The sequence below is a fragment of the Pseudomonadota bacterium genome (assembly GCA_022361155.1).
Lineage (GTDB): Bacteria > Myxococcota_A > Polyangia > Polyangiales > JAKSBK01 > JAKSBK01.
In genome coordinates, this window is the sequence record JAKSBK010000391.1 from 1 (window position 1) to 21,263 (window position 21,263).

General features: G+C 64.2%; 15 protein-coding genes. 11 read left to right on the forward strand and 4 right to left on the reverse strand.

The genetic code is table 11. The features are described from left to right. The first annotated feature begins 552 nt into the window (after positions 1–552). Positions 553–3,225 (forward strand): glycosyltransferase, encoded by a 2,673-nt coding sequence (locus MJD61_15030; GenBank protein MCG8556584.1) that lies wholly within the window; start codon positions 553–555, stop codon positions 3,223–3,225. A 7-nt stretch (positions 3,226–3,232) separates the two neighbouring features. Here the strand turns inward: MJD61_15030 and MJD61_15035 are convergent, their stop codons facing one another. The 3 genes from MJD61_15035 to MJD61_15045 all read right to left on the reverse strand — a co-directional run bounded on the left by MJD61_15035 (position 3,233) and on the right by MJD61_15045 (position 8,916). Further along, on the reverse strand, positions 3,233–4,951 hold the full coding sequence (locus MJD61_15035) for a hypothetical protein (GenBank protein ID MCG8556585.1): 1,719 nt from the start codon (positions 4,949–4,951) through the stop codon (positions 3,233–3,235). A 6-nt stretch (positions 4,952–4,957) separates the two neighbouring features. Then, a complete protein-coding gene (locus MJD61_15040; protein ID MCG8556586.1) occupies positions 4,958–6,994 on the reverse strand; it encodes a B12-binding domain-containing radical SAM protein in 2,037 nt (678 codons plus the stop codon). A 176-nt stretch (positions 6,995–7,170) separates the two neighbouring features. After that, positions 7,171–8,916 (reverse strand): hypothetical protein, encoded by a 1,746-nt coding sequence (locus MJD61_15045; protein ID MCG8556587.1) that lies wholly within the window; start codon positions 8,914–8,916, stop codon positions 7,171–7,173. 65 nt (positions 8,917–8,981) lie between these two features. Between MJD61_15045 and MJD61_15050 the strand changes: the two genes are divergently transcribed. The 3 genes from MJD61_15050 to MJD61_15060 are packed head-to-tail and all read left to right on the forward strand — an operon-like array spanning position 8,982 to position 12,134. Beyond that, positions 8,982–9,794, forward strand: coding sequence for a phytanoyl-CoA dioxygenase family protein (locus MJD61_15050; GenBank protein ID MCG8556588.1), 813 nt, complete (start codon positions 8,982–8,984; stop codon positions 9,792–9,794). A gap of 2 nt (positions 9,795–9,796) precedes the next feature. Continuing rightward, entirely contained in the window at positions 9,797–11,002 is a 1,206-nt protein-coding gene (locus tag MJD61_15055) for a class I SAM-dependent methyltransferase (GenBank protein ID MCG8556589.1), read from the forward strand. 1 nt (position 11,003) lies between these two features. Then, a complete protein-coding gene (locus MJD61_15060) occupies positions 11,004–12,134 on the forward strand; it encodes a glycosyltransferase (protein MCG8556590.1) in 1,131 nt (376 codons plus the stop codon). A 30-nt stretch (positions 12,135–12,164) separates the two neighbouring features. On the opposite strand, the gene MJD61_15065 is transcribed toward MJD61_15060, so the two are convergent. Continuing rightward, positions 12,165–13,583, reverse strand: a complete 1,419-nt coding sequence (locus MJD61_15065) for a class I SAM-dependent methyltransferase (GenBank protein MCG8556591.1) — start codon at positions 13,581–13,583, stop codon at positions 12,165–12,167. 232 nt (positions 13,584–13,815) lie between these two features. On the opposite strand from MJD61_15065, the gene MJD61_15070 reads away from it, so the two are divergent. From MJD61_15070 to MJD61_15100, 7 genes are all read left to right on the forward strand, one after another. Further along, on the forward strand, positions 13,816–14,691 hold the full coding sequence (locus tag MJD61_15070; protein MCG8556592.1) for a hypothetical protein: 876 nt from the start codon (positions 13,816–13,818) through the stop codon (positions 14,689–14,691). Continuing rightward, entirely contained in the window at positions 14,688–15,719 is a 1,032-nt protein-coding gene (locus tag MJD61_15075) for an extracellular solute-binding protein (GenBank protein MCG8556593.1), read from the forward strand. The genes MJD61_15070 and MJD61_15075 overlap by 4 nt, the downstream gene beginning before the upstream one ends. Before the next feature lie 11 nt (positions 15,720–15,730). After that, positions 15,731–17,314, forward strand: coding sequence for an ABC transporter permease subunit (locus MJD61_15080; protein MCG8556594.1), 1,584 nt, complete (start codon positions 15,731–15,733; stop codon positions 17,312–17,314). Continuing rightward, the gene (locus tag MJD61_15085) at positions 17,311–18,054 is read left to right on the forward strand and encodes an ATP-binding cassette domain-containing protein (protein MCG8556595.1); all 744 of its coding nucleotides are present in this window, start codon (positions 17,311–17,313) and stop codon (positions 18,052–18,054) included. Before MJD61_15080 ends, MJD61_15085 begins: the two co-directional genes overlap by 4 nt. Positions 18,055–18,453: 399 nt before the next feature. After that, on the forward strand, positions 18,454–19,983 hold the full coding sequence (locus MJD61_15090; GenBank protein ID MCG8556596.1) for a PAS domain-containing protein: 1,530 nt from the start codon (positions 18,454–18,456) through the stop codon (positions 19,981–19,983). After that, entirely contained in the window at positions 19,976–20,407 is a 432-nt protein-coding gene (locus tag MJD61_15095) for a response regulator (GenBank protein MCG8556597.1), read from the forward strand. The genes MJD61_15090 and MJD61_15095 overlap by 8 nt, the downstream gene beginning before the upstream one ends. 198 nt (positions 20,408–20,605) lie before the next feature. Then, positions 20,606–21,263: hypothetical protein (locus tag MJD61_15100; GenBank protein ID MCG8556598.1), on the forward strand; the 658-nt coding region annotated here is incomplete at its 3' end.

Genomic DNA, 21,263 nt, shown 5'->3' on the forward strand with positions numbered 1-21,263 from the left:
ACATCGCCACTTCGATTTCGATCCATCCCGTCCAGCGGTGTTGCGCCGCCTTCGAATACAGGGAGTATTCGCGCGACAGCGCGCCTTGCTGGCCGGGCGCCTCAAAACCGACCTGGCAATGTTATTTTGACCCGACGCCTTGGCACAGTCATGGTGGAGCGCAGGATACCAGGACGGCACCTTTCCGTGAGCCCCATGTTCCGGAGGCCGGAGCCGAGCGCCGTCGATCGGCCGCGCTCCGCCGCCGGTCAATCAGGTCAGTACGTGCACCGGCCGGCCGTACACTGCAGCTCGCGGGGCGGCGCGGATCCGGGTGGGCCAACGCAGTCACCTTGCCCCGGCCTCGCGAGCCTGGGTGTCCCAGGAAAGACGACCTGTAGGGTTGACCGGTGAGCCCCTGGAGGCCCGCAAGATAGGCTCGCTGGCGCGCTAGCGACTCAAGCGCCCCGAAAAGCCGCCGATAACATGCCTGAATGCCGTGTGCGCGGAGGCGTGAACCGGCGCGGGTCCGGACAGCGGCGCAGCCAAGCACCCGAGGCCAAGGAGGGCCGCATGATTTCTTTGGATGAGCTGCGCCAGCAGCCCCCGGCAGGTCTGAACGAGCTGGATGCCTATGCCGCCGGGGACCTGCCCCGGACCGAAGAGCTAGGGGAGGCGCTGAGCTTGCGCGTTCGGTTGAGCGGGCTTGAAGCCGCGCAGGTCAGCACCCTGGTATGCGTAGGCAGCTCGGGTGGGAATGTGCTTGAAGCTGCCGCCAGGCTGCTGCCCGCGCTGCAACAGGTGTTGGTGCTCGAGCCGGACGCTCGCATGCTGCGCACCGTACAAACACGCGAGCTTGCGGCCCCCGTCGAGCAAGGCCCCCAGAAATACCACTTTGCGGACGTCGTGGGCTCGACCGAGATCTACTCTTTGCCAGGCTACTTCGAGTTGTGCAATTTCCTGGCTGCCTGCGGCGCCGCGCCCAGTCGAGTGGTCTGCCACGCTGCCGCGCCCGCCGATCCTGGCCTGGCGGCCACCCACGCTGCACTGGAGCGCGCTGTCCAGGACGCCTGCCGAGGTTTCAGCGCCGACTTTCTTACCTTGTGCGAGCATTCGGGGGAATGGCCCACGGATTTTTGCCGGCAGTGGTCGGCTTTCTTGTTCGAGCAGGGCGAGGCTTATCACTGCCTGCGCTTTCTTCTGGCCCTTTCCCGGCCTAGCCCCAGCCCCACGGTCGCCCGACAGATTCTGGACTGCTGGACGCAGCTCCAATGCCCCGCTGCCCTGGCCGAATGGTTGCCTGCCGCGGATCTCGAAGCTGGTGCACGCACCCAAGTGGAGCGCGACGCCGCGGCGCTCATGAGCCAGCAGGCCGCCGTCGCCCGCGAGACGCGGCAACGCAACCTGGCACTATTGAAGAGGCGCTTTGGCGCGACGGTCGAGCGTCTGAGTCAGCTCCCGGAATCCGAGCTGCTTGTGGTCACGCTTCCGGACGTGCCCTGGTCGCTGCACCGCCGGTCCGAGGGCCCCGTGGTGCAGCGCAAGCCATACCACCTGCTGCTACGCAGGGACGGGCCCTACCTGCGAGAGCTCAATCCACCCCCCGATCCCGCGCTGGTCGAGCAGGCGATCGCCCGAGCGAACAGCGCCAGGTTCGCGCATGTCTGCGTGGGCTCCATCCTGCGCTATCCGAATGTAGCCAATGCGATCAACAACCGCATCACCTGTCCCATGCCCAACTGGAAACAGGTAGTGTATCTACTCGAGCCTGACCTCGAGGCGCTCCACGTGCTGCTCGGCTTGATCAACATCACGACTCTGCTCGACGACGACCGCATCCACCTCTTTACGGGAGCCGATCCGGTGCGAGAGTTGGTCGAGTTTTTTCAAGCGATACCCAACCGCATCATTCCTCGCATTCAATTGGATATACCGGCAAGCCTGAACCAGGTGCTCAACCAGGTAGAAAAGAACCACGTGGCGCAAGCCCAGCTCATAGCCGATGAGCTCGAAGCAGCTTATGACGCGAGTGCCCCGGGAAGGCTCCTGGACGTCCTGGCGGGCCGCGAGCGGCGCAAGCCTCGGCTGCTGCTGCTGACCTCCATCCACACCACGGTCCTCCAGTATGTCACGCAGGACCTGGCACGCGGTTTCGAGCAGGCGGGTTGTGAAGTGCACGTGCTCATGGAACAAAGCGCCCTGGACACCCTCCAGCACGTCTGCATCGCGGGCCAGCTGCGCGACTTCCAGCCTGACCTGCTCTTTCTCATCGACCACGTGCGCCCGGAGGCGAGCAGGCTCATTCCCTCGAGACTTCCCTTGGTGTGCTGGATCCTGGACGAGCTGCCGCGCTTGCGCAAGCCCAGCATCATCGAGCAACTAGGTTCCCTCGATTTCACCTTCGCCCTCAACACTTCGGTTACCAACCATTACCGTGACCTCGGTTATCCCCACATCGCCTGCGCCCCGTTCGCTGTCGATCCAGACAAGTTCAAGCTGAGGGATCCGGGCGAGCCTCGCGACGAGGTCGCCTACATCACCAACCTCTATTATCCTGCGGATTCGGCGTTTGCGCCCGGGGTCTTCCCGGAGCTCCGGCGCCGGCTCGAGCGGACCGAGGTCGTGCCGCTGGCCATGAGCTGGATCAGGCCGATCCTCGATGCGGTCATCGCAGACGTGGGTGCGGAGATTCCACCAGCCCGGTACGAGAGCGTGGTGCACGAGGCGCTGCTGGCAGCGCGGCACGTGGATCGCGTCCGCGTTGCCGGCGCGCTGCTCGATGCGGGAATACCCCTTGCACTCTATGGACGCGGGTGGGACGAAATCCCGCGCTTCCGCCCCTTTGCCAGGGGCTTCGTGGAGCCCGGCGAGCCCCTCGCGCGTGCCTACTGCGAGCACAAGGTCGTGCTCCACATCAATCGTCACTGCAACATGCATGCACGTGTTTTCGAGGCCATCGCGGCCGGTGGTTTCCTGGTAGCCCGCAGTGACGGCGATTTCGATTACACGCCGGGCGAGATCGCAGAGAATCTCGCCATAGGCAAAGAGGTTACTCTCTTTTCCGACCATCAAGAGCTGGTTCAAATCGTGCGTCGTGCCTTTGTGGACGAAGCCTGGCGCCAGGGAGTGATCCGCGCCGGCCGGGAACGTATCCGCAAGCACCACACCTACGCCTGTCGCGCCCGCCTCATGCTCGAGGAGCTGCGCCGAGCCTTGGCGGAGCGCGTGAAGCCACAGGCCGCGTAACGCGGGCTCACTCGCTGCCGTCGGGTCTGCCGTCCTGGTAGATGGCGATCAGACGTTCGATCTGGCCGTCCATGGCCAAACGCTCGCGCGCCCTGGCAGCACCACGGCGTAGCTCCTCGTGCTGCAGCCCTCGCAAAAATTCGGGGAAATCGCGCAACTGAACCGGCTCCACCGCCACGCCGCAGCCATACTGCTCCACCAGGCGGCACGCCGCGGCAATGCGCGAGCTCACGAGCACGGGCAGCCCCGCTTCAAGGTACATGAACAGCTTGGCGGGGATCATGCTTCGCATGTGCTTGTCTCCCACCAGGTTTCCGGTGAAATCGTACACCATCAAACCGTAGTCGTATTCGGCCAGCGTCCGGTTCAGCTCCCATGGCGGCCCGCCCTCGACAAACCGGTAGTTGGCATGCCTGCGTGCCAGCTCCAGGTGCTCCCTGTACAGAACCTCGTAGCTCCCGCCATCCGCGAGCAGCGGATTGTTGTAGACATCAAGCTGCAAACCAGCTTCCACGAGTGGAGCAAAAGTGCCCACGAGCTGAGCATCTCCGAACAAGGCCGGCGGCCGTCGCGGCTCGACAGCGACCACGCCCCCAGCGAACACCAGCCGCAGCCGCCTCGGATCGCAGCCGTCGGGCGGCGCTTCAACACCTGGCACTTCGACGAAGAAGTCCCGCAGCGGGTAGCTGAGAAAGTGGACGAAGCACCGACTTCGGCCAAGGGCTTCGATACCCAGCTCGCGCTCGTAACCGCCGCTGCCCGTAAACAAGACGCCGTCGGCATTTCGATACAGGTAACGCTCGCACGCACACTGGACGGCATGATCGCGCTCGACGGACTCGCCCCAGGCCGCACGCATGTGGGCCAGCGTTCGATCGGTGTCTTGTGGTGGAAGAAACATCGAGTTGAGGTCCATGGTTTCGACCACGTGCCGGCAAGTGGGAGGTTTAAACGCGTCGATCAGCGTGGGGATGTGGTAGCGAAAAAGCCAGCCCTGGGTGTGTATTCTGGCGCCGGACGAACCGCTGAGCCAGCACAGCAAGCTGCAGAGGTCGCTGGCGAGCAACGCGTCGAAATGCCCTTCCTTGTGTTCCTGTAGCCGCGCGTCGAGCACGACCGCCGCGGTCGTCCAACCCCGCCGTCTGAGCTCGGCGCTCATCCGAATCTGGTTGAAGAAAGCCTTGCGGGATACGAAGATGACCGTTTTCGGATTGTCCGCGATCAAGGCGTCCAGCCGAGCGCCGAGCGCGCTGCGGTGGCTGTGCAGCAGTGCCAGATAGCGGGCCTGGACCTCGGGGTGAGCAAGACTCAGTCGTTGTGAGCTCCACGGTGGATCCGGTACCCGGGCGCCGACGTCCGCGCTCACGACGAGGTCGTAGTCACAAAGAGGCGGGTCGCCGAACGCCACGGGGCATCCGAACAACCTGGTCGCCTTGGTCGGATGGGAGCCCGCCAGGACCCGCAGGGCCGGTCCGAAACGATCGCCAAGCGCCCTGCACAGCGCCTCGGTCAGCGAAGTCACGCCCTCGACCGCTACCGTGGCTGCGTCCGGAGCTCGCACGGCAACCTCGACAAGGGCCCGCCCCAGCACCTCGTGGTTGATCGATTCCTTGGCCAGCCAGCAACGCCAGTCGGGTCCAAACGGTTCCAAACCGGCAGCACGCTGCACCTTGACGTCCTCGAGCCCGCACGTGAGCGTCTCGTGCAGCGTACCGGGAGTTACCAACGACCTCTACTCGCCTACAGCAATGCAGGGCGTGAGCGCGCGTGACGGGATGGGCGGCTCGCCCTGCGCCTGCTCCACATGCTCCTCGAAAAACCGGTTCCAGCAGATCACAGCCTCGTCGCGGATTCCGCTCTCGACCAGCAGCTGCAGCGCGTCCTCGTGCTCGACCCACGGAAGCACCACGAAAACGCAATCGGCATGAGCTCGCACGGCTTCTTCGTCGAGCCGTGCCACCTGTCCGTACAGGAAACGTTGGCCAACGCGAGCTTCACGCCAGTCGAGCACAGCCTCCACGCGCAGTCCGCTCAGATCCACATCCTGAGAGAACGTCCCGAAGTAGCGATCCATGGCAGGCAAAAGCACCACCTTGCGCCCCTGCCTGGCAAGCTCGTCAAGCGCCTGCTGAAAACGCTGATAGATCGGGGCCACATGAGGAATCCGGTTCGCAGCCAAGTGCACCTTCCGGTTGCACTCCGCGCACACGATATTGAGCCCAAGAACGCCCACTGCGCTGCCCAGGTTGACCTTGCCGTGCGATGCGTCCGGTGGATAGGGCAGCAGGATCCTCTCGCGTCGCTCGCACCACGGGCACTCGAGCTCCAGCTGTGAACGCAGGCGGCCGGCGGCCCTTCCTGCCACGATCTGCGCGGGTCGCTTGCGGTGGTTCTCGTCGTTGAGCTCACGCAGCCTGACGTAGGTCTTCCAGTACTCCTGGTCAGACAAGCCCGTCATGTTGACCTGACTCTTCCACAGGAATCCAGAGATATTGCATAGATCGCGCATGAACTGCACGCGATCCCGTATCAATCCCTTCGCTTCGGCATGCTCGTACAGCGCCGTACCCGGGTAAGGGATCACGGCGGACCAGTCGACGAAGTACATCTGATTTCGTTGCTGAAAATCCAACGTATCCCGCAGCGTCTGATGGGTTTCCCGGGGGTCGCCGAAGAGAAAGTTCGCTTGAATTCCGATCCGGGCCCTTCGGGTCATCTCGACGGCACGCGCGATTTGCTCCGCAGTGACCTTCTTCTTCATGCTGTGCAGCACTTCGTCGCTGCCGCTTTCGAATCCGTAGGATATATGAATGCAGCCCGCCTCCCGCATGCGATGCAGCAGGGCCTGGTCGAGCTGGTCGACCCGTAGCTGGCAGTACCACGTGATATCCAGCCTGCGCTCCTCGAGCAGATCGCAAAACTCGTGGATCCGCTTCTTGCTGGCTGAAAACAGCTCGTCGTAGATCATGAAATAGCTGGTATCGAACCGGTTTCTACAGCGCTCGATATGATCTACAACGAGGCGTATAGAATGACGGCGGTATGTGCCCATACCTGCGTGATAGCAGAACGTGCAGCGAAAAGGACACGATCGACTCGCCGTGATGGGGATGCTCCGGCCCACATTGATGCGTGTTTCGTGGTAGCTGAACTGATGCTCGGAAAGGATATCGAGGTAGCCTTGCATGCCGAACAACTCCAGATCCGGCTCCGGGAGGTCGTCTAGCCGGTTTACCACTTCACCTTCCCCCGTGAACGCGGGCTCACCTTCGCTCCAGTGCCATATGCCCTTGACCCGTTCAATCTCCGCGTCGTTTCCGAGCGCGTCGAGCAAGCGACGGAATATCAGCTCGCCCTCGCCGACGACCATGTAGTCGGGTCGTAAGGCGCGCATCACGAGCTCGCTCTCACAGGACGTAATCCCACCGCCAAGCACGATCGGTCGCTCGCTGCGAGCGCGGATGAACGTGATCAGCCGATCCAGCTCGTTGAAAGCGACCGTGAGACCACCGAGCCCGATCACGTCGACAAGCTCGTGCTCGAGCAAGTCGGCCAACGCCGCGTAACGCTCATCTGAACCGTAGTTGTTCATGTTGAGCGGTACGATCCGGTGACCAAACTGCCGGATGTACGAGGCGAGGTACGAAAGCCCGATCGGAAAGTACTGGGTATTGCGGTCGCGCGCATAGCTTGGCGAAAGCAATAAGACATTGCGGCGTGTAGCCGAACGCGCAGAGTCTTGACTTCGAAGCGGAATCAGTTGCGACATGTCGTTTCTGGTGAGGTGGAGGCGGACCGCGGCGAAGCGCCGCGATGCCAACCTGGCGTCGCACCATCGCAGTGTATCATCGGGCCGCCGTGCACGGGAACTGTTGGCAGAGCGCTTGTCGCGTTTCCACTGCTTGGCGGTCAAAGGAGGAATCGCCGCACATGTACGCTCGCAGGCTACTGCCTCGCGCGCTGGTTCGGCGACATCGGGTCTCTGCGGCGGCTCCGAGACGAAGCAAGGGCGTCGACTTCGTCGTAGAAGGCCGTCAGCTGTCCAATCTGACGGTCCATCGACAACTCCGCGCGCTTGCGAAGCACCTGTTCGCGGAGTCGCGCATGATCCAGGCGCGCGAGCAAGCCCGGAAGCGAGCGAAGCCCACCTTCCGGCACGCTGAGCCCGATCCGATGGCGCTCGACGAACCGCGCCGCGTCCACAAACCGTTCGCTGATGAGCACGGGTATGCCCGCTTCCAGGTACATCATCAACTTGGCTGGCACGATGTGGCGATAGTGCTTCATCCCTATTCGAGTGCGCTCGAAATCATACGCCATGAGGCCATAGTGATATTTGCTCAGCAGCTTCGAGATGTCCCACGGCAGCGCGCCTTCGAGAAAGCGGTATGCGTCGAACCGAGACGCCAGCTCGAGATGCCCAGCATAGCGGCCGCGGAATGTATCTCGCCGAGCCAGCAAGGGATTGTTGTACACATCCAGCCTCAAGCCTTCTTCGAGCAGAGCGCGCGCCGTGGTCAGCAGCTGTGCGTCTCCAAAAAGGGCCGCCGGCAATCGAGCATCGAGCGGTGGTATCCCCCCTGCAAAGGCCAGGCGAAGTGACGAGGGCACGTTACCGGGTTCGGCAGGAGCGCTCGCTGAAGCAGCAAAGAAATCCGACAGAGGGTAGCTCGGGAACGATAGGTAGCGGCCGCGATCCGACAGCTTCACATCTCCGGCGTGCGACTCGGTCCCTGTGAAAACCACGCCGTCGGCTCGCGCGAGCAAGTAGCCTTCACAGGCCAGTTGGCGCGCGTGGGCGCGTTCCACATCTTGCCCAAACGCCGCCCGCATGTGCGGCAAGACCTCGTTCAAGTCTTCAGTCGGGAAAACCAGCGACTGGATATCCATGAATTCGATCGTGTGCCCGCACGAAGGTGGAAGGAATGCGTCGATGACGCAAGGCACGTGGTAGCCAAAGAGCCACCCCTGCGTATGCACTCGCGCGCGGTCCGCGCGGCTGAGCCAGCCAAGCAAGCTGCACAGATCGGTGCTGATGACGTCATCGAAATAGCTCTCTTTGTGTCCCCGGGAGCGCGAATCGAGCACCACCGCGGCCGTGCGGAATCCCTGCCGCCGCAGGGCGGTGCTCATGCGCAGCTGGTTGTAGAACGCCTTCTTGGAAACAAACAAGATCGCCTGGCGCCCGTCGAATCGGAAGCGGTCCAGGCGCTCCTTGAGCTGGATGCGGTGGGCCTGCAGCCGGCGCGCGTAGAGCTGCGCTACCCGAGGGTGAGTCAGCTCGAGCAAGTCCTGATCGTTCGCGGCCGGCCGCGGCCCGCCCGCGCGAACGTGAGCACTGACCACGCACTCCACCTCACGAAGGCAGGCCCCGTCACGCCGGGTGCGGCAACCAAACAGGTATTCGGCATCCGTGGGGTAGCGACCTACGTGGAGCTCGACACGCTCGAATCGTTGTCGCAATCGCTGGCAAAGGGTCTCCGAAATCGGGCTGATGCCATCGACGCACACACGACCGGCCCCAGTTCGCTGGACTGCGCTTTCGACCAAGGCCTCGACCAGCACAGGGTGGTTAACCGACTCCGCGACTAGAACATCCCGCCAATCCGTTCCAACCGCAGACAGCGCATCCGGACGCCACACATGTAGCCGCTCGAGTCCCTCGGTAAGCACAGCCTTGATACGCGTCAAGGGTCGGTCTCCAGGCTCGCCCACCATGTTGACATGTCAACCAAGCTTGACGCTACACTGCAGGCGTGAGCACGGGATCGCCGTACGCAGAGGCATTCAAGCGCGATGGTTTCGTCCTGATTCCGAAGGCGATCGACCACCGTGTAATCGGAGCGATCCGGCGCGAGTGGGAAGTCTTCACTCGAAAACCGTGCGTCAACCTGCTGCCGGCGGACGCGCCGGCGGCCTGTTTCTGGCGGCACGTGCCCGGGGAGCGCAAGCGCATGCGCCCGCTTAGCGAGCTTCCTGGCCTCGAGCACTTTGCTCTGAGCGGAGCGGCAACGCAGTACGCGCGCCAGCTCGCGCTGGGGCTCGGATTCAAGAGGGGGGATTTGCGTCTCCTGGAGACCGTCATCTTCGAGAAGCCGCCACGGCAGGGAGGTGCGCTGGCGTGGCACACAGATGCCTCCTTCTTCCCGTTTTTTCCCCACAACCAGCTGGCAGCTTGGATCCCGCTGGATCCCGTGGATCGGCTCAACGGCACGATTCAGTATGCCGCTGGTAGCCAGCACACACAGGCGCTGACCCCGGTCGACCTGCACACGGGCGAGCCGATCGGCGAGCCCGAGGACGGGCTCGTACCTGCGGACCCGGCTGCCCACGGCCATGAAGTCGTCACGCTTGCTATGACGCCGGGCGACATAGCCTTTCATGCTGCGCTGACGTGGCACGCCTCCATGCCCAACCCCTCCGAACGGCTACGCAGAGCGCTGTCGCTCCGGTTTCTGCTGGGTCGCACGCGCTACGCGCCACGAGCAGGCACGACCTTCGCGATGTGCCAGCAGGCGGCCGTCGCCGAGGGTGAGCCCATCCGGGGCCCCAGCTTTCCCGTAGTTTGACCGTGGCTGCGGATGGCACGCGCGGCGATGCAAGGCACGTGTGCCACAACTGTGGTCGTGCGGGGCCCGTGGAGATCGGCGGATTCTCGTCGCACGCACGTGTCACATCCGACTGTCGTCCGTGGCCTGCGGGAGGCAAGCTCGGGGTCTGCACGGCGTGCGCGCTCGTCCAGAAAATCGTTCACGCCGAGTGGCGGCGGGAAGTCGCCGAGATCTACGCATGCTACGCGCTATACCACCAGAGCCGCGATCGGACGGAGCAGACCGTCTTCGATCCGTTGGGCCGGGCGGCGCCCCGCTCGGGCAGGTTGCTCCAGACGCTGCAGCAGATCACCGGGCTTCCGCCGAGTGGTCGCATGCTCGACGTGGGTTGCGGCAACGGTGCCACGCTGCAGGCGGCCTCCGAGCTGCTGGCCGGCTGGTCGCTGTCCGGCCACGACCCCCATCTCAGCGAGCCCGAGCGCGTGCTATCGATCCCAAGGGTAGCTGCAGTTCACGACGATTGGAAAGATACGCCCGATGCCTTTGACTTGGTCACCCTGGTTCACGTGCTGGAGCACGTGCCGAACCCGGTACAGCTGCTTGCCGAAATCCGTTCTCGCCTGCGACCTGACGGGCACCTGCTGGTTCAAGTTCCCTATTTCGTCGACAACCCCTTCGACCTGGTGATCGCAGACCACTGTTCGCATTTCACCCTCACCACGGCGCGGCGGCTCGTAACGGGTGCCGGCTTCGACCTGGTGCACGTGTCGGCGCAGCTGCTCCATAAGGAAGTTACCGTGATCGCTCGACCAAACGCTTGCAAGAAGTCCGCCGGACCGATGGCAACCGAGCTCCGATCCGAGTCGGCCAAGCACGCCGAGGCTGCGTGCGCGGCACTGGCGTGGCTGAGCGCACTGCGCGCGTCGTGCCAACGTGCGCGTACGCAAGCGCCTGGCAGACTCGGCATCTTCGGCACGTCCATTGGCGGCAACTGGCTGCTTGCGACTCTCGAAGAGTGCGCGGACTTCTTTGTGGATGAGGACGGCGCTCGGGTCGAGCGGCGGCTTCGCGGCCGGCCCGTCCTGGCGCCGCCCGACGCACCTCGGGACGCTACGGTCTTGATGCCGCTTCCACATCGAATCGCCGTGAGCATACGCGAGCGCCTGGGCGACCTGGCGCAGGGCTACCTGCTACCCCCCGACTACGCCCGTCCCGCCCCCATCTGACATGCGCCCGCGCCACGTCTCGGTGTTCCTTCCTCGCCCTACCCCGATCTACCAGAACCTGCTTCGCCAGATGCTACGAGGCTTTCGGGCCGCGGGCGTACAAGCGGATGGCGCCTGCAGGCTGCTTCCGGAATCACAACTCCGCGCCTGGTGCCGCCACCACGGCTCGATTGCCGTGTTCGAGATGAACCGCGCACGCTGCGACGTCCCATCCTTGTCCAAGGATATCCGGCACATCACTTGGATTGTCGACAACGCCGGCAAGTCCCTGGACGCCTTTGATGGCAGCGACATCACCTACCTCTTCTGCCACAATTGGATGGGACTGTATCCACATCGTTCCTTGCACCGGGTGTTTCCCCCCGGAACCTGTCCGATCGAGTACCCGCGAGGACGCGCCGAACTCGGCTTCGATGTGACGTTCGTTGGGCACATTCCCAATCCCTGGTCGGAGGCCGAGCTCGATCGCCCGCTCACGCCGAACAAGGACTATCGCTTTCGTGACGCGCTTCCCGAGCTTTGCCGCGAGACGCGCGAACGCTGGAACCACCTATACACGGTCGACGGGGCCCTCGAGATCATGCAGGCCAACGCCCTGCGAGCGTGTGGCCAGCGGATGGCACTGGACGACGCTCTTCGCTACGACATCTGCTGCCGGATCAGCCGTCAAGTCAACCGCACAGGCCTGATCGACGCCGTCCTTTGCCATACCGACAGCGTCGCGCTGTACGGCCCCCCGAACTGGCTCAGGTGGCCGCGTTACGCTCCCTACTACCGCCGCTACCTGGAGACGCCGGCGCAGATGGCGGACGTCTATCGCAACGCGCGCATCAATCTGCACGAGGGCGAGGGTATGCACTTTCGATTGCTTGACGCCATGTCCGCAGGGGGGTTCCTGTTCTTTCGCGAAGCGAGCCATGACCGCCTCCCTCATGGCATCCGGGACTACTTCGAGCCCTACGAGCACTACGTCCCTTTCAGCCTCGACGATTTTGGCGAAAAGTGCGCGCGATACTCGGCGGATCCCGCAGCATGCGAGCGGATTCGAAATCGGGCTGCCCAGGAGGTTCGCGCTCGCCACACATGGCGCCACCGCGCCCAACAGGTGCTCGCTGATCTGGCACAGCTCTAGTTTCGGCCCAATGCCTTGGGGCGGCGTAGTTCAGGCCTTCTCGCCGGTCGCTACGATCTGCTCCAGGGGCAGGAGCGCCCGCTTGGTTCCCGTGCGCTGAAACTGCCGGCACGTGACCTTGCGCAGCTCGACGACCCTCAGGTCGCACGCGTCAAAGAGCGAACGAAGCTCTTCGTCGGAGTAGCGTGCCCCAATGCCGAAATCTCGGAGTGTGATACCGAACGAATCTTCACCGGCATACACGTCGAACTTGATTCGACCCCCGGGCTTCACGACGCGCGCCAGCTCGGCGATATAGTTCGTGATGATCTTCTTGCTGTTGATATGAACGAATACGCCGTGCGCGAACGCGAGGTCGAACACCTGATCCTCGTACTGGCACACGGATCGCCCGTCGTTTTGCGTGATGTGGATATTGTCAAAACCACGGCAGCGGTAGCGCGCCTCGAGGTAGCGCTCGCGGGTGACATCGGTGCCGTGCACGTGCTTGAAGCGCGTGGCCAAGACGCGCAGGAGCCGACCGTGGCCGCAACCAAGCTCGAAGATGCTGCACTCTTCCGGGTCGCGGCCGTCAAGAAAGACGGCGTCCTCCAGCACGAAGGCATTGACTTCATCGAGTGCGGCGCTCTCGTAATCGTCGGGCGTGGACATGAGCTCGTTGTCCGCGACGATGTATTTGGTGTCGTGGCGCCACCACTGTCCCCACGCGCGTTGCATGCTCCGGATCAGAAAGAAGTCGATGACGTCCTCGGGCTCGATGCTCTCCTTGTTGATCTCGTAGATAAGATTACGCAATTGAGCACGGCGTTCCTTGCTGTCGAGAACAAGCCCGGCGAAGCGATCCTCGAAGGGGTCGACTTTGCCTTCCCAAGCGAGCTGCTCATGGTGCAGGTTCAGTTTGAAATACTTCGGGTTGGCCAGCATGAACGCGGTGTGAGACGCTGCGCCCCGCACCGTTTCCTCCATGCCGAAGTGTTTGAGAAAACCGGTCTCGCGCATGCTGTAGCAGCGTTCGAGGCTCTCGCGGCTGCTGATTACCGGCGCCAGAGCACCGGGGAGATTGTGGCAGGCGCTGAGATCGCTCCGGCTCCGCAGATGCGAGGTCATCAGCGATCCGGTCACCCGTATGGAAGTCAGTACGTGCGAGACGGGAACCTCGACGACATGGGCGAGCTCGAAGCGCCGCGCGGCCTTCAGCAGGCGCCAGTGCACGTCGCGGTCACCGATGAAGAACTCGAAGTCGTAGCCTCTGATGCTCTGTACGTGCTGCTCGTCGATTTCCTGCAGATCCTCGAATCCCATGGCGAAGATCTTCGGCGTGTCTGGGAATGCCCTGCGAAGGTTTGTCAGCAGGAAATCCAGGAAATGCGTGGCACCCAGGCTGGAAAAAGGCAGGGAACTTGGGTCGAGCTGGGCACTCGTGACGACGATCCCGAGCTTGCCGGTCATTCGTTCGGTCCTCCCGCGCTCAAATCAGCGCACAGCGTACCTCAGCACGCTGAGCGAGCAGAAACGAAAACCGGGCATGGAACGAGTGGTTTTCGGCACACATGTGGGGCTGCGCTGGAGCTCCCGCGCTTTTTTGGTCAGGAGCGATGCGGCGGCCTGTACCAGATGCTGGTAGATTCTGGTGCTGTGATGGGTGGGCGCAGCGCACATCCCCACGCTTCGGAGGTGACCGATGACATCAACAAAGTCAGCTACCTGCGCTCCGCGCTCCCGTGTGCAAGAGAATGGAGTGCGGAAACATGGAGTGCGGAAACATGGATCCGCGATCTGGCTGATGGCCTGCGCCGGGTCTGCGCTGGCGGCCTGCAAGAACCCCGCAGCACCCAAGCCCAACGCGCCGCCGGCCGCGGTTAGACAGGACACGGCTTCGGCCTCCGCAGCACCCCAGCCGAAGCCAGCCGCGCCCTCGGACGCGGTTCGACAAGGCGCTCCTGGGCCCGCCCCCACGCCGAAAGCCGCTGCCGCCCCGGCGACGCATCGCAAGCGCTGGTCCTTCGATGATGTGACCAGGGGGCTGCCGCAAGAGCTCGATCCCGTGGTGGGAACCTGGAGCCTGGTGACGGATTCCCCAAGAGGAAGCGAAACCGGAGTGCTGGCACAACAAGCATCCAACGCCAACCCGGTCTTCAACCTCGCACTGGCCAAGGAAACGAGCTATGCGGATGTCGACGTCTCGGTTCGCCTCAAGGCCGTGGCCGGGCGGATCGATCAGGGCGGGGGCGTTGTGTGGCGAGCCCACGACGCGAAGAACTACTACATTGCTCGCTACAATCCGCTCGAGGACAATTTCCGCGTCTACCGGGTCAAGAACGGCCGGAGGCGTCAAATTGGAAGCGCTTCCATACGGCTCGATCACGGCGCCTGGCATATGCTGCGGATACGCATGGCGGGCGATCACATCGAGGGCTTCCTGGACGGGCAAAAACACCTCGACGTGCACGACCCAACCTTCACCGGCAAAGGAATGGTGGGTCTGTGGACCAAGGCCGACGCACGTACTCACTTCGATGACTTTTCGGTGTCCGACCTCTCGAAGGATGCGCCTTGAGGATCGTTCCCACCGGACACTGGCGCGTGCGCGCGGTCCTGCTCGTGGCTTTCGCCCTGCTTGCCGCCTGCGAGCGCTGCGCCGCCGACAAAAACCGCGTTGTCGCCTACACATCGGTCGACCAGGTCTTTTCCGAGCCGATCTTTCGGTACTGCGAGCAATCTACCGAGCTTTCGGTCAGCGGCGTGTTCGATACCGAGGAAACCAAGAGCACGGGTGTGCTCAATCGGCTGATCGCGGAAGCCAAGCATCCTCAGGCCGACATCTTCTGGTCGGGCGATCCTGTACGGCCGTTCGTGCTGCTCGAGCGGGGGTTGGTCGAGCCGTATCGCTCGCCGGCCGCGACGCAGCTGCCGGCGGCGCTTCGTGCCGAGGATGGCAGCTGGACAGGCTTTGCCGCTCGCGCGCGCGTACTGCTGGTCAACAAGGAGCTGGTGCCTGGCTCGGATACGCCTCGATCGATCCGGGATCTGGTCAATCCGAAGTGGAAGGGCAAGACCGCGATCGCGAATCCGCTTTTCGGGACCACCACGATGCACGTGGCCGCCCTTTTCAGCACCTGGGGCCACGAAAGGGCAAAGGCCTTCCTCGAGCAGCTCAGAGGCAACGATGTGCGCATTGCGAGCTCGAACGGCGAAGTCAAGCGGCTGGTGGCGCACGGCGAGATCGCCTTCGGTCTCACAGACACCGACGATGCCAACGAGGCTCTCGACACCGGCGCGCCGGTACGAGTGGTGTACCCCGACCAGCAAGGCGGGGGCACGCTGGTGATGCCAACCGTCGTCGTGCTCATGAAGGGGGCCCCCCACCCCAAGCTGGCGCGACGCCTCATCGATTGCCTGCTTTCGGCAGACGTCGAGGCGCGCATGGCCGCGAGCGCGGCTCACATGCCCCTGCGGCCGGGCGTCGAGGTCCCGCAGCACGTGAGGGCCGTGCAAAGCCTGAAGCCCATGCAGGTGGATTACGCGGAGGTGGCTCGCACCATGGAGCGAATACAGCCCTGGCTCCGTGAGTGGGTCGGCCTTTGAGCAGATCCGCAGTGTCCCGGAACAGCGGGGCACTGGTTCGCCTGCTCGACATGCCGGCGCTGTTCGGGCTCGCGGCCGCCGCCTTGCTTCTGTGTTGCTTCGTGCCCCTGCTCGTCCTCGCCTCCGAGCTGTGGTCGGCCGCAGCGTTCGACCAGCTACGGTCCACGTTGGGAGCCGCACGATCCTGGGGCCTGCTCGTGGCGTCGATCGTACTCGGGCTCGCCACGACCCTGATTGCGGTTGCGTTCGGCGTGCCGCTCGGCGTGCTCCTGGCTCGCAGCAACATGATCGGGCGAGCATGGGCGCTGTGGCTGCACCTTTTCCCCCTATTCCTGCCACCGTTTCTTCTGGCGCTGGGTTGGTTTCAGCTGTTTGGCCGCGGCGGGCTCCTGGGATCCAGCGCGACCTCGGCGCTCCTGTTCGGGCCGGCGGGTGTGGTCGTAACCCTGGCATTGGCCTTTACGCCGGTGGTGAGCGCGCTGACAGGGCTGGGCCTCATGGGCATCGACCCGGCGCTCGAAGAGGCCGCCCAGGTCGTGAGCCCGCCGTTGCGGGTGGTCACGCGCATCCTGCTGCCGCTGGCCTGGCCGTCGATCGCATTCGGTGCGCTCGTGGTGTTCGCACTGTCGCTGTCCGAGGTTGGGGTGCCGATGTTCTTGGGTGTGCGCACGTACTCGGCGGCCGTCTTCACCCGCCTGGGCGGCGTGCAGTACGCACCGGGCGAAGCCGTAGCCCTGGTGCTGCCGCTCTTCGCCCTGGGGCTGGTCCTCGTCGCGATCGATCGACGGCTGCTCGGTAGACGTTCCTACGCGGCCTTGAGTATGCGCTCGCGCGATGCCGCGCCGCTGGACCTCGGTCGGGCGCGCGTTCCGCTGTCCGGGCTCGCCTGGCTTGCAGCGCTCGTTCCTCTGGCCCCGCTGGGCTCCCTGCTGGCTGCCGCGGGCCCGAACGGCCTGTCCGAAGGCGTCTCGTGGATCCGGTCGAGCCTGGCCACGAGTCTGCTATCCGGCGTTCTTGCGGCCAGTGCGGTCGTACTGATCGCAGTGCTGACAGGCCATGCGCTCGCGCGCCAGCGGCCGTTCGCGCGCAGCTTCGATGCGCTGGCCCTGCTCGCCTTCATGACTCCCGCCTCGGTACTGGGTGTAGGCCTGATCGGCACCTGGAATCGGCCCCAGACCCAGCTCGTCTACACGGGCATGGGTATCCTCATGCTGGGCTACGTGGCGCGCTATGCCGCGGTCGGAATCCGGACCCTGGCCGCTGTTTTCTCGCGCAGCTCGCTCCACTACGAAGAGGCTGCGGCTGCCTTCGGCGCCGGCTTTGCGCGCCGAATGTTGCGCATCGTCGTGCCGATGCACGCGCGCGGTGTCGCGGCCGCCTGGCTGATCGTCCTGGTGTTCTGCCTGCGGGATCTGGACACGGTCGTTACGTTCTACCCGCCCGGCCTCGAGCCCCTCGCCGTGCGCATCTTCACGCTCGAGGCCAACGGTCCGCGAGCGATCGTGGCCGCGCTCGGTGTATTGCATGTCCTGCTTACTGCACTCGCGGTCGCAGGCGCTGGGCTCGTGCTGCGGGGAGCGAGGTTGCGGACGTGACTGCCGTCCTCGCGCTGGACGGCGTGTCGGCCCGCAGGGGGTCTGCGCGTGTGATCGAAGACGTGACGCTGTCGATCTCCGCCGGAGAAGTCGTAGCGCTCCTGGGCCCGTCGGGATCAGGCAAGTCCACGCTGTTGCGGTTGTTGCTGGGACTCACGCTGCCCGAGCGGGGTATCGTACGCGTGCGCGGCAGCGTGGCCAGCGCCGCAGGCAAGCTACGGATCGCGCCCGAGATGCGAAACATCGCCGTCGTGTTCCAAGACCTGGCCCTGTGGCCGCATCTCACGGCGCTCGGGAATCTGCGCTTCGTCCTCGAGCCGAAGAAGCTGCCCCGCTCGGCGGCACGCGATCGCATGCACAGCATGTTGCATCAGGTGGGTCTGGCAGGGCTCGAGCAGCGCTACCCCGCAGAGCTTTCGGGAGGCGAACAGCAGCGTCTCGCCATAGCCCGCGCGCTCGTGCACGATCCAACCGCCGTGCTGCTGGATGAGCCGCTGGCCAACCTGGATCTGGTGACCAGGCACGAGCTGCTTGCCCTGTTGCGCGACCTGTTCGGGCGGCACGGGACGACGGTCGTACATGTCACGCACGATCCGCAGGAGGCTCGGACGCTGGCCTCGAAGGTCGTGATTCTCGAACGAGGTCGGGTAGCCCAGGTGGGAGCACCAAACGACCCCGCAACAAGCGCCTCGGCCTTCGGACGAGCCGTGGCGAACGCGCTGCGACCCGACAAGTGCTGAACTCGAGGCTAGGGAGCAGTTGACCTGAGCCGAGTGGCGCGTTTCAGATGGCCAGGACGAACGTGGGACGGCAGGTGGTGAACGCTGCGTGGGCGTGGACGTGGACGTAGCCAGACCAATAGACCTCATCCGTGCCCTGTAGGGTCCCGGACCGAGCTTGTGATCCGCGGTACCAGGACCGTGCCACCGCTTGATTTCGCTCCTCCTTGGAACGATACTTTGGCCTTGTGTCGGCTCCGACCAACTTGGGAGCCGCCCGTGCCGGCCCGAGCACGATGGCGGGGGGGGACGATGTGACGATGTGTCGCATGTAGGGCGAGAAGCCGGAACAGTGCGCCGGACAACGAACGAACGCATGCAAGGCTCGGCGGCCAGCCGTCCGAGCGCTGAGGCACCTTGATGGACGGAGCGTATCTCAAGAAAGAGCTGTACGACATGGTCCGACGCGATCCGACCATCTTCGAATTCATCCAGGCCGGTTCGCTCGACGGCATCTGGTACTGGGATCTCGAAAACACCGAAAACGAGTGGATGAGCCCTCGGTTCTGGCAGGTATTCGGATACGACCCCGCGGAGAAAAAGCACCTGACCTCGGAATGGCAGAGCATGATCCACCCGGACGACCTGAAGCTCGCCCTCGAGAACTTCCGCAAGCACTGCGACGATCCCGACCACCCCTACGACCAGACGGTCCGGTACCGCCATAAGGACGGTTCCACGGTGTGGGTCCGATGCCGGGGTCTCGTGATTCGCGACAGCGCCGGGAAACCGATCCGCATGCTCGGCGCGCATACCGAAGTCACGAAGCGAGAGCAAACGTTGCAGGCGCTTCGTGCCAGCGAAGAGCGACTCGCCCACGCCCAGGACGCCACCTCACTTGGCATGTTCGACTGGGATATCCGATCCGACAACGCGGAATGCACGGACCGCTATTTCGCGCTCTTTGGCCTGCCGCCTTCGGACCGCATGCCATCGGAAAAACAATGGCTCGAGATGGTGCACCCCTGCGATCGCGAGCGGGTCGCCGCAGAGCTGCGGCAGTCTCTGAGCGAGCGTACACCCTACGACACCGAATACCGGGTGGTGTGGCCGGACGGATCGGTGCACTGGGTGGGCTGCAAAGCGAAACTCTTCGCCGACGATCGAGGGCCGTACCGCATGATCGGGACGCTGGCTGACATCACGGCGCGAAAACAGGCTGAGATCGAGCTCCATCGAAAGCGCCGTGAGCTGGAGACTGCCATCGCGCAGCTGGAGAGCTTCAGCTACTCCGTTTCGCATGACCTGCGAGCGCCGCTACGGGCCATCGATGGTTTTGCCACCGCTTTGCTGGAAGATCACAGCGACGCGATGGACAGCGAGGGAAATCGCCTGCTACAGATCATCGTCAGGAATACGAAGAAGATGGGTCAGCTGATCGATGACCTGTTGGCGTTCTCGCGCATGAGCCGCCGTGCGGTGGAGCCAGGACGCGTCAATATGCACGCCCTGGCACGCGCCGCGTACGAGCACACGATGTCGCAGGAGCCAAACCGCCGCGTCGAGCTGCGACTGGGACCGCTGCCGAACGTGCTTGGCGACCCGGCGATGCTCCGGCAGGTGTGGATCAACCTGCTCGGCAACGCGGTCAAGTACACTCGACCGCGCGACAGAGCTGTCATCGAAGTCAACGGCGCCTCGGACGACAGGGAGGCTCGTTTCTCGGTCCGGGATAACGGTGTTGGATTCGACACGAGGTACGCTCACAAGCTGTTCGGAGTCTTCCAGCGCCTGCACAAGGAGCGCGATTTTGAAGGCACCGGGGTCGGCCTCGCGCTCGTCCAGCAGATCCTCGAGCGACACGGGGGCCGCATATGGGCGGACAGCGAGGTCGGTAGTGGGGCCACGTTCGAGTTTGCGTTGCCCCGCGGGAGGCAACCCGATGAGTGATTCCGGGCCGGTCCAGATTCTCCTGGTAGAGGACAACCCGGAGGACGCGGAGCTCACCATTCGCGCCCTTACAAAGCAGCGTCTCGCGGGCAGCCTGCGCCACGTCGAAGACGGTGCCGAAGCGCTCGACTTCTTCTTCGGTGAGAACGCAGCCGGCCAGCATCCTCGCACCGTGCTGCTTGACCTGAAGCTTCCCAAGGTCGACGGCCTGGAAGTGCTGCGCCGACTACGAGGCGAAGCCTGCACGAAAGACATCCCGATCGTGATTCTGACCTCATCCAGCGAAGACAAGGACCTCGAGGCCGCGTACGCGCTCGGAGCGAACAGCTACGTGGTCAAGCCGGTGGGTTTCAGAGAGTTCACGGACGTCGTGGCAAGACTGGGCGCATACTGGGTACGGCTGAACCAGAGCCCGAGGGCTTGAATCGGTCCGCCGATCGGCGGTGGCGGCAGAGCGGGGAAAGAGCTGCCCGGGTCGGCGCTCCCATCGGCCGCAGCCACCGTGGGCCCGCCGTGCGCGGGTCGCGGCCTACGAGGAAGCGGCTGCCGGAACGGGCCGTGACCGTCTTGACCCACCTACACCGCAGCGGATGGCAGACCGTTTGGATCCCAGATCCTCACGATGCGGGTGTACGCACAACTGCTACTGGTAGCCTGGGTGCTGGGATGCGGGCGTATCGGCTACGCGCCCCTTCACGAGCCAGCGCCCGAGCCAGGCATCGACGGTGGCGCAGGGGGCTGGAACGCCGACTCGGGCCCAAGTGACGGAGCGCTCCCGGATGCCGGCCTCGATGGGACGATCGATGCCTGCACGTCAAGCTCCGGGATCGAGGTCTGCAACGGCCTGGACGATGACTGCGACGGCACCATCGATGAGGGCGACCCCTCGCTACTTTGCCCAGCCCCCAACGCCACTTCGGTTTGCAGCAACGGCAATTGCTCGCTCACCGGCTGCGTAGGTCCATACGGCGACTGCGATGGCGTTTCGGCCAACGGTTGCGAAGAGCCGCTCAACACCCCGACGAGCTGCGGTGGGTGCGAGGTCGCGTGCGCTCTCGAGCACGCAAGCGCGTCCTGCGCCGGGGGCAGCTGCGAAATCCTCGGCTGCGATACCCATTGGGGCAACTGCAACGCCGTGGATTCCGACGGTTGCGAAACGCCGCTCACCACGCTCGGCAACTGCGGGGCCTGCAACGCCGGGTGCGACTACGCCAACGCCGGCGAGAGCTGCGGCGGGGGAGCTTGCAGCCTTGGCGCCTGCGATACCCGTTGGGGCGACT

Coding starts and splice junctions, on each gene's coding strand:
- MJD61_15070 (MCG8556592.1), top strand. CDS start 13,816: ATGACATCAACAAAGTCAGCTACCTGCGCTCCGCGCTCCCGTGTGCAA.
- MJD61_15030 (MCG8556584.1), top strand. CDS start 553: ATGATTTCTTTGGATGAGCTGCGCCAGCAGCCCCCGGCAGGTCTGAAC.
- MJD61_15060 (MCG8556590.1), top strand. CDS start 11,004: ATGCGCCCGCGCCACGTCTCGGTGTTCCTTCCTCGCCCTACCCCGATC.
- MJD61_15090 (MCG8556596.1), top strand. CDS start 18,454: ATGGACGGAGCGTATCTCAAGAAAGAGCTGTACGACATGGTCCGACGC.
- MJD61_15065 (MCG8556591.1), bottom strand. CDS start 13,583: ATGACCGGCAAGCTCGGGATCGTCGTCACGAGTGCCCAGCTCGACCCA.
- MJD61_15095 (MCG8556597.1), top strand. CDS start 19,976: ATGAGTGATTCCGGGCCGGTCCAGATTCTCCTGGTAGAGGACAACCCG.
- MJD61_15040 (MCG8556586.1), bottom strand. CDS start 6,994: ATGTCGCAACTGATTCCGCTTCGAAGTCAAGACTCTGCGCGTTCGGCT.